This is a genomic window from Fibrobacter sp. (genome assembly GCA_024398965.1).
Classification (GTDB): domain Bacteria; phylum Fibrobacterota; class Fibrobacteria; order Fibrobacterales; family Fibrobacteraceae; genus Fibrobacter.
Genome location: JAKSIF010000072.1, coordinates 1 through 9,032, shown reverse-complemented (window position 1 = coordinate 9,032; position 9,032 = coordinate 1). Strand labels below are relative to the sequence as shown.

The following is a 9,032-nucleotide window of genomic DNA, read 5'->3' as shown; positions in this document are numbered from 1 at the left end:
AGCTGCTTTAGGCGGCCCATGGCACCCATTTCCGTGCGGCCTTCTTCATCCAGGAACTTGTAGTAGATGGAGAACACGTCCAGGGCCTCTTCGGCGGTAATGATGTGGGCGGGCTTTCCTTCCCAGGCGTCGGCGATCTGCCCGAAAATCCAGGGATTGTGCATGGCACCGCGGCCGATGCTCACGCCAGCGACACCGTAGGTATTGATGCGCTCCAGGGCGCATTCCACGCTGTTCACGTCGCCGTTACCCACCACGGGAATCTTGGCGGCGGAAGCCACCTTCCCGATCCAGTCCCAGTTGGCCAGGCCGTTGTAGCCCTGCAAGCGGGTGCGTCCATGAACCACCAGCAGTTCCACGCCCTCGCCCTCGGCGATTTTCAGCGTTTCCATCACGTTAATAGAATCGTCATCCCAGCCGATACGGCACTTCAAAGTCAACGGAATGTTCACTTCGCAGGTGTCCAGCGCAGCACGCACGTCGTGCAAAATCTCCTGCAGGCGGGGCAAATCCCGAAGCAAACCGGAACCGCTCCCCTTGCCCGCCACCTTGGGGGCCGGGCAGCCCGCATTCACTTCTATATAGTCAGGATGGAGGCCGTCAGCGATCTTTTTTGCCGCCGCAGCCATCTTATCGGGATAGCAACCGAAGATCTGGATGCCAAAAGGTTTCTCTTCCGGGTAGAATTTCAGCTGTTTATGGCCCGTAAGGCTGAAAATTTCGTCCGCATTGGTGGGAACGAACTCAGATACCAACAGTCCCATGCGGTTTCCGGACAAAACACGGCACAAACGGCGGAAAGGAGCGTCCGTAACCCCGTCCATAGGGCTCAAAATGGTGTTGGGAAACACCTCTAAGTCCCTAAGTTTAAAGGACTTAACGGCCGGTTTTAAACTTTCAACATCTTTCAACATTCTAATCACAATTATCCACAAAAAGTCCGCAATGTTCTACCCGAAAAAATATTTAATTTCAGGCCCACATATACGCTAACTTATTGATAAACCTATATTTACGGCGTGGCAAATATAACTAAACAATCGCTTATTCAAGAAATCGCCAAGTCCACCGGATTTGTGCGTAACGATATCAAGACCGTCATCGAACAGTTCCTCGACCTGGTGGGCGAAAAGCTGATCGAAGGCAACACTATCGAAATCCGTGGTTTCGGTACCTTCAGTTGCAAGCCCCGCAAGTCTCGCCCGGCCCGCAACCCCCGTACCGGCGAAACCGTCATGATTGAAGAACGCATGGTTCCTTCCTTCAAGTTCAGCAACGACATCAAGGACAAGATTAACTCCCTTGAAGCTATCGTCGAAGGCGTCAACGCCAAGCTGGAATCCGAAGACAAGGACGTGATGATCGCGGTCAAGTCCGACGTTTCCGAAGCCGCCGCCGAAGAAGCCTAGTCTTCGCCGATATCGAACAGCAGTTCCTCCTGCCCGTCCAGGCGGAACCAGCTTAAGTTATACACCTAAACGTTTAAAGCCCCGGTTCAAACCGAGGCTTTTATTTTTTACGACGAACCTTCGCGAAGTTCTTACTTCGTCAGCGAGGCAACTTCTTCTTCCGTCATAAAGCGCCAGCCGCCTCTGCCCAAGGTCAAATCCAGCTGGACAGGACCAATGGCCTCACGGGTCAAAGTCATCACATGGTTGCCAACAGCGGCGAACATGCGGCGAACCTGATGGTAAAGGCCCTCGCCAATAGAAATAACCACGGAATCCACTTCGGCACCATCCACCACAATGCGTTCCTCGGAAAGTTCCCGGGCAAGCACCGGGCGGCGTTCGTCCTTCAGCATCACGCCCTTCAGGAGTTCAGCCTTTTGCTCCGCAGTGAATTCGCGGGCTAATGTCACGCGGTACTTTTTCAGGTAGCCTTTCTTGGGGCTTTCCACCTTATGGATGAAATCGCCCTGGTTCGAAAGCAGGATAAGTCCGGAGGAGTCCGCATCCAGACGGCCTACGGACTGCAGGCCCATGGCGGTAAAACGTTCCGGCAGCAACTCGTAAATGGACTGATGGTCGCGAGCGTTATGGCTGCATTCCACATCCAGCGGCTTGTCCATCATGATGTACAGTTTTTCAACCGTAGGCACTTCCTCGCCATTGACGGTAATGACCTCGGGACGAGTCTTGAACTCCACGAACGGGTCGTCCACCACCTCGCCATCCATTTCCACCATGCCGGCGCGGATGAGGGCGCGGGCTTCCTTACGGGAGCCAAAGCCAATAGAAGCTACCAAACGTTCCAAAGTCAAAGCAGGCATTAATCCTCCGCCATAAATTTCACAATCTTCTTGCGCACCCAATCCAGCTCGGGCAATTCATTCGTCTTCAATACATGGGCTCGGCGACGCCAGAACTTGAAGGCAACAATTCCGCCGTAAAAGAGAATTGCTATCAACAAGCCTAGAATACGAACCAGGTTAACCGAAATAAAAATTCGACCTTCCGCTTTCATCTCGTGATCGTGGGTCCAGTCCATTCGCAAATCCCAATTTTCCAGGAAAGGGAAACTCTTGATAATTCCGTTCAACGCAGCACCATAACCCATGGTAACATAATCCGAACGGATACCTTCAACGAAGCAGTCCCGGAACTTGATTCTAAACAGCTTAAGCAGGCAGGCAAGCAATTTCTTTACAGCCCAGAACGCAGTATTGTCCAGCTCCGGAGTCAAGATGATGCTCCAGAATTCACGATCCGTCAGGGAACGTTTTTCTTTTTTCTTGGGCTCTTCGTCATCTTCATCTTGGGGCTTGTCATCCGAAGTCACCGACGTTACCGCACCTTCTGTAACAGGCTTCGATTCTAGCGCAGTGTTTTCGGAGCTCTTTTCTACGGGCTGTTCTGTGTTTTTTTCAGCAGGCTTTGATTCCGGCGATGTATTTTCAGAGATCTTTTCAGACGAATATTTAGCAGGCTCTGGCAAACATTCGTTTGTCGAACTTTCCTGTTCCTTCTTTTCAGAATTTTCTGCAACCGTCTCCTTGGGCGGTTCCGGAGCTTTCAGCGTTTCCTTGGGCGGTTCCGGCGGAGTGCTTTTCTTTGCAGGAACGTATGCAGGAACCACGTCCGGTTCATCGTCCTTGTAATCATCCAGCTCATCTGCCTCCGAGCCATCCTTCTTTCCAAAGGACTTTTCAAACTTCTTCAGCAGTTTCTTGAATAAGTAAAGGCGAGCCACGGCACCAGCCATGCTCACCTCGAACTCGACCTTGAATATAAACGGGAAAAACAGGACAACCAACGCCAGTACACAAAGTACCGACAATATGATCATCCCAACGCTCATTCCCGACTAGCCGCCTTATCCAGATTACTTTTCGGCTTCGTCAGCCTTCTTGGTAATCACGTCAATCAATTCCGCAAAGCTCTTGGTCTTCAAGATCTGGCCAAACTGTTCCTTGTAGTTACGTGCAGTAGACAAGTCGTCGATAACCAAGTCCCATGCCTTCCAGTTTCCATTGACCTGGCTCATCTTGTATTCAAGAACAGATTCCTTGCCCTTGTTCCAAAGGTGCGCCACCACGGAAGCCTCTTCGCCGTTCTTCTTCATCTTGGCAGGTTCGTAGATGGTAGAATCTGCGCGGTACAGTTCCAGACGCTTAGCGCTGGAGTTGCGAACCATGCGCTGAAATTCAGCCACGAACTTTTCCTGGGAAGCAGCGTCCTGCTTTTCCCAGTCGCCCTTCGAAAGGGACTTCTTGGCAAGCAATTCAAAGTCGAAGGAATCGTTCAACAAGGACTTGACTCGTTCCGTTTCCTTGGCGCTGCGGCTAGACTTCTTCAGCAGGGTCTGCAGCTCTGTATCCTTTTTCTTAATTGCGTTAACCGGTTCATCGGCTGCAAAAGCCATCAAAGAGGCACAGGCAACAGCAATCATCATTTTCTTGAACATCATCATCCTCCACTATTTAACATTCATCCGATAGTCCTTGAGGGACATACCCATCTTGGCAATGAGCTGGGCGAACTCCACATTGTACTTGCAAACGGCAAAGTAGTAGTCCTTCTGCATGGTCACGTTCTGGGTATATGCAGAAACCAGGTCGCCGGTCTTGGACTTATCCAAATCATACTGCATGGCGGCACCCTTCAAGATAGCCTCCGACGCACGGAGACTTTCCTTAAGGGCATCCATCTTTTCCTTAGCGGCAAGAACCTGGTAATACTGTTCCTCAGCCTTAGCCATAAGGCCCTCCACCGCATAATTTTCCTTGAGCTGGAGACCACGGTAATCGGTACGGGCAGAGCGGTACTTTTCCCAGTTCTTCCAGAAATTCAGATTGTAGCGGACGCCAAGACCGATCAAACCATCCAGCTTGTTCACGGCATCTTCGGCAAAGGCATCCTTCTGCATAATGCTTCGGTTACCAGCCCAACTTTTTACATACTCAACTTCGCCCATGACAAAGAATTCCGGAGCAAGCTTAGCCTCGGCCAAGTCCATCTGGATTCGACGGGCACGGATACCGGCAGCCAGCTGGCGTAATTCAGGATGATACTTTGCAGTCAGGTTACGGCATTCATCCAGGCTAGGCAGAGCCTCTGTTCTCGGCACAAGAACCGTATCTTCCGCAGCAAAGGTATCCTCTTCACGCAGACTCAGGGCAAAGCGGATTGCAAGCATCACGCGCTTCATTCCAAGGTCTGCCTCGATAACACCTTCCTTTACGGTGTGCATCTTGGCCTTGAGATTCAGCAAGTCCATCTGGGAGACGCTAGGATCGTCGTCGTCCAAGGCCTCTTCCATCTTTTCGTAAGCATTGTCCACCTGCTTCTGGGCATCGGCGGCAATGCGCTGCATTTCCTTGGCCAAAAGGTAATTGTAGTAGTAAGTCTGGAGTTCCACGTCCTTCTTGTGGAGCTGATTTTCGATATCGAAGGACTTCTGCTGCAGATCCGCTTCCAAGGCCATCTTGCCGGCCTTATACTGCCCCAGATTCAAAGGCTGGATAAACTTAGCCTGAACACCCCAGAACGGACCCATCTTGGTAAAGTCATAAACATCCACCGTATCGCCGCGCTGCACTTCTTCCTTAAGACCCGGAGCGGGGCCCACCATCATGGAAACATAGAACGTAGGGAGAATGGCCTCAGCCTTCAAGGCACGGATCTTATCCTTCTTGGCTTCCAATCCGTGAGCGGTTTCTGCGGTCTGGGGATCGTTTGTCAGGCCCTGTTCTACAAACTGCTCCAAGGTATACCGGACTTCTCCGGCATACGCGCAGCATGCAATCAGCAAAAGAACAAGGACACGATACATGCCGCAAATTTATAAAAAGGCGAAGATCACGGCAATTAAACTAAGTTTGAATGGACAAGATTGAGCCGCTGTCTAAATCTTTTCTTCGTCGAAGAAAGAAATTCTAGTCAAGTCCCAGTACTTCGAAATAACATGCTCATAATAACGGGTAGGAAGAGGAGCCCCACGCTCAAGCATTTTATCCACAGCGGAATGTCCCAAATTATAAGCAATCAAGGCATCCTTCCAGTTCCCGTATTTTCCAATCAAACGAATCAGGTATGCCGAGCCAACGGCAACGTTCACTTCGGGCCTCATCAAGTCATCTTCGGTCTGAACGCGAAGTCCAAAGTATGCTCCAATTTTCGTCGCAGTTTCAAGCTTGATCTGCATCAGTCCAAGAGCCCCAGAAAATGCGCCAGACTGCATACGACCGCGGGCATTGGGATTACCATGACTTTCCTGGGCAACCACCGCCAAGATGAGTAGCGGGTCCGTTGCATAGGACCTGGAAATCTGCCAAATCTGTTCTGTCAACATGGCCCTTTGTTCCTGGGTCAAGCGCCCCTTAGAAAGGTAGGCAAGAGCCTTGTCGATCTTCACAAAGTCAATGGTCCACTTACCCCAAGTAGAAAGCTGTTCCAGTTCCCCACGTAAAACAGTTTCCTTCTGGGCAAGCTCCCGCAACTCCACCTGACGATCATGCCAGAAGGAAACGAACATGGCGAGAACTCCTGCCCAAAGCAGGAATATCAACGCAAGCGTAAAGGAGGATATGCGAACACTGGTTTTCACTTTGTATAGCGCTACTCTTCGCGCCTGCTATTTTCAATGTATTCAAGGTAGCCGACCCAATCCTGGATCAGGCCAAAGGAGCTAAGCATCGTCGTGTCCTGTACCACGCCAAGCTTGCGGAGCGGGCCGATAGAGGACTCCAGCTTATCGATTTCCCTTATGTACCGTTCCTTCTGGTTTTGCAAGGCGATAATCTGAGCCTGCTTATCAGAAATGTCGTAACCCTGGGAAATCACGATTATAAACAAAGTAATAAACCAACCCAGGATCAAGGCAGCAAAGGCAACCGCAACACCAGAGCTTAGGGTAATGCCAGAACGGAACCCATAGTGCAAGCCAATCTGCTGCAACTGCTTCTTGGTGCCCGACTTCTTGTAGGCTGCACGATTCTCGTAAATTTCAAAGAGATTTCTGTACTTTGAAAAATACTTGAACAGTTCCTCGGATTCAAAAATAAGGATAAGGGCAGATTTTTGAGCCTTCACCCTATTCAACAATTCCAGAAAGAAATCAAGATACAGGTCACTGGTAAAATGGGCGTTCTGTATATTCAAAAAGAAAAAACAGCCCGGGCCATCCACCAGCATGGCCAGCTTTTCCTTTACGGCAGGAAGCTGGGGAAAACCAAGAGATCCTGACAAGGAAATTTCAACATCGCTGCCGCGGGATTCCACCTGAATGTCAATCAAATCGGACTTCACAAACTACCTCTTTGAAAAGCGGGTGGTTACATTGAACGAAGTCTCGGCAAGGCTAGCAAGCCCTACTTTCCAGAAGGGGAAGAGGCGTATACCCTGGAAATCTTCGGGAGCCGCAGAAGAAGATGCGCTGAACACCGGGGAAATCAAAAGAGAAGCTGGCTGTTCAAACTCGAACTGAACCCTGCAGGAATTGTACTTGTCCACAATTTCCAGCTTGCGGGCCTCCGGATAAACAAGAGGTTCACTAAAATCATAATGAAGATCTGAACCATCGACGCAAATGGAGCCCTTAGTACGGTCGCAGGCGAGTAGCCCTGTTTCGATCAAGGTTCCAAAGAAACCCTTGACCATTTCAAATCCGTTGTTGTTCACCACATATTTCAAAGTGAATTCAGAACCAGTGGCAGAAAGGGCGTAGTCCTTTTGAACGTGGAACAAACCCTTCTTTTCAGCAAGGTTGAAATGCTGTTCCGAAAGAAGCTTGATGTCGGTACCGTCCTCGTGACGCTTGATCTGATAATCGTACGAATCCTTAAGACAGCCTTCCCTATCAGCCAAAAGTTGGTCCAGCTTAGGGGCATGAATTTCCGTGTTGGGAATCATAAAGTCAAGGAAACCTACAGAGGCCATGCCATCATCACGCCAGGAACCAAGAACGGTGTTCTCGCCGGAAGTCATGTTCAAGATACGGAGAATACCACCGGTAAAGTAATCCATCAAGAAGGTATACTCCTGATTTTCCGCCCAGATGGACTTGCGTCCTTCCAGCATAAAATCTGCGATTTCAAGACGGATACCGTCAAAGGAGACAAGCTCCGTCAAACGTTTTGATGCCTGCAGCAAGAACCTGCTACCCCAGGAACGCACCTGAGGGGAGCGCATGCCGGAACAATCCTGCATATCGCGGTAATAAATCGGCGACATGGCGGGCAAGAGCATTTGGTAAATGTTACGAAGTTCCTTGTCCTTGAGGGAGGCTTCCGCCCTATGGAACAAAGCCATCAGAGACTTATGCAGAAGATTCACCTCGGGACGTCTGATCAAAAGCTCACGGCAGGTCTTTGCCGTCACGGGAAGCCCGATCTTACGCCCGGCCGACAGCAGGAAGCTCAGACGACCCTCGGAATTCTGGTCGTTCACAACACTGCCCACGGTTTTGGTCGCGATGTCGTTCGTCTCGACGAAATCTATAAGACGTTCAAAGAAGGGAACAATATCGCCAGGCTGTGGAGGAACGTCAAGAATCACAACAGCAGTCTTGCCGTCCCTGCAGTACAGTTCTGCAATCTCCTGCCATTGAATATCATCTTCCTCAATAGCCTGGGACAAGCGTTCCGAAACAGGCAACACCCTCATGAAGGAACCCTTGTCCTCCACGGAATACCAGCCAGACACATGCGTTGTACGGCCAAGGGCATCCTGCAATGCGGATTCCTGCACTAGCGCAAATTCAAAACGGTTCTTTTCGAGAAGTTCCGTCATCTCCATTTCCCACACCATGGAGGAATTGAAGTATCCGGCAGGTTCTACGCCGAACAGCTTCCACATCAAGTCACGATGTTCCGCCAACTGCATAGACTGCAGCTCCGTCGGGAATAGCGGCAGCATGGGGTCGTAATAACCGCCGCCAAGAACCTCTAGAAAACCTTCTTCGATAGCTTTCTTGAACCTTCCAAACATCAGCGGACGGGCAGCCTTGTGGGCAGCCTCCAAGGTAGGACCATCCATAAAGATGGAAAACTTCACCTTGCCGGATTCCAACATCTTGCTCATGCCCGAAAGCAGGTTCTGCGCAACAGAATCCAGTTTGGCGTAAGCTGTCGAAGGAGGTAGCTGAAGGACAAAAGAAAGCGAATAACTCATGGTACAAAGAATAACAAATTCAGGGGGAAAAAGGTGTAAAAAAGAAATTGCCGTGAGATGTGGCACTGCCGTAAAATTTCACCGCAAGTACGGCGGCAACAAGACATATGGCGACATTCCCGCTGTACACAGCCCGCGGATGTATCAGACAGTTTTACGTCCAGCAGTTTTACGTCCGGCGCCTGGCGATGGGAGGAGCCGTGGGCCGAAGCCGTACACGACATCCGCCCGACATTTTTTCGTCCAGCGTCTAGCATTCCGTATCCGCGAGAGGGGCGAGGGAGACAAGGCGCGAGCCGCCGTGGTGTACCGGGTGTACATGAGGTGGCGAGCAACGCCGTATCGCGAAGCCCCTGCGTCGGATACAAAAAAAAGAGAGGCCCCCGAGCGTTAAGCTCAGGGGCCTCGTGAATCCAGCAG

The 9,032-nt window shown here is 50.7% G+C and carries 9 protein-coding genes; 1 reads left to right on the top strand and 8 read right to left on the bottom strand.

The genetic code is table 11. From position 1 onward, the window contains the following. Positions 1-914, bottom strand: a 914-nt coding sequence (locus MJZ26_13910; GenBank protein MCQ2106874.1) for a tRNA-dihydrouridine synthase, incomplete at its 3' end; no start/stop codon positions are given. Positions 915-1,019: 105 nt separating this feature from the next. On the opposite strand from MJZ26_13910, the gene MJZ26_13905 reads away from it, so the two are divergent. Beyond that, entirely contained in the window at positions 1,020-1,409 is a 390-nt protein-coding gene (locus tag MJZ26_13905; protein ID MCQ2106873.1) for an integration host factor subunit beta, read from the top strand. 131 nt (positions 1,410-1,540) lie between these two features. Here the strand turns inward: MJZ26_13905 and MJZ26_13900 are convergent, their stop codons facing one another. The 7 genes from MJZ26_13900 to MJZ26_13870 all read right to left on the bottom strand — a co-directional run bounded on the left by MJZ26_13900 (position 1,541) and on the right by MJZ26_13870 (position 8,612). Continuing rightward, positions 1,541-2,272: an rRNA pseudouridine synthase gene (locus MJZ26_13900; protein MCQ2106872.1), complete on the bottom strand. Its 732-nt coding sequence runs from the start codon at positions 2,270-2,272 to the stop codon at positions 1,541-1,543. Then, complete coding sequence (locus MJZ26_13895; GenBank protein MCQ2106871.1) at positions 2,272-3,288, bottom strand: hypothetical protein; 1,017 nt, start codon at positions 3,286-3,288, stop codon at positions 2,272-2,274. Before MJZ26_13895 ends, MJZ26_13900 begins: the two co-directional genes overlap by 1 nt. A gap of 36 nt (positions 3,289-3,324) precedes the next feature. Further along, entirely contained in the window at positions 3,325-3,912 is a 588-nt protein-coding gene (locus MJZ26_13890) for an ABC transporter substrate-binding protein (protein ID MCQ2106870.1), read from the bottom strand. A 6-nt stretch (positions 3,913-3,918) separates the two neighbouring features. Then, complete coding sequence (locus tag MJZ26_13885) at positions 3,919-5,274, bottom strand: TolC family protein (protein ID MCQ2106869.1); 1,356 nt, start codon at positions 5,272-5,274, stop codon at positions 3,919-3,921. 72 nt (positions 5,275-5,346) lie between these two features. After that, the gene (locus MJZ26_13880) at positions 5,347-6,048 is read right to left on the bottom strand and encodes a transglycosylase SLT domain-containing protein (protein MCQ2106868.1); all 702 of its coding nucleotides are present in this window, start codon (positions 6,046-6,048) and stop codon (positions 5,347-5,349) included. A gap of 11 nt (positions 6,049-6,059) precedes the next feature. Next, entirely contained in the window at positions 6,060-6,749 is a 690-nt protein-coding gene (locus MJZ26_13875) for a hypothetical protein (protein ID MCQ2106867.1), read from the bottom strand. A gap of 3 nt (positions 6,750-6,752) precedes the next feature. Then, a complete protein-coding gene (locus MJZ26_13870) occupies positions 6,753-8,612 on the bottom strand; it encodes a DUF1926 domain-containing protein (GenBank protein ID MCQ2106866.1) in 1,860 nt (619 codons plus the stop codon). Positions 8,613-9,032: the final 420 nt, after the last annotated feature.

Coding starts and splice junctions, on each gene's coding strand:
- MJZ26_13900 (MCQ2106872.1), bottom strand. CDS start 2,272: ATGCCTGCTTTGACTTTGGAACGTTTGGTAGCTTCTATTGGCTTTGGC.
- MJZ26_13895 (MCQ2106871.1), bottom strand. CDS start 3,288: ATGATCATATTGTCGGTACTTTGTGTACTGGCGTTGGTTGTCCTGTTT.
- MJZ26_13890 (MCQ2106870.1), bottom strand. CDS start 3,912: ATGATGATGTTCAAGAAAATGATGATTGCTGTTGCCTGTGCCTCTTTG.
- MJZ26_13885 (MCQ2106869.1), bottom strand. CDS start 5,274: ATGTATCGTGTCCTTGTTCTTTTGCTGATTGCATGCTGCGCGTATGCC.
- MJZ26_13870 (MCQ2106866.1), bottom strand. CDS start 8,612: ATGAGTTATTCGCTTTCTTTTGTCCTTCAGCTACCTCCTTCGACAGCT.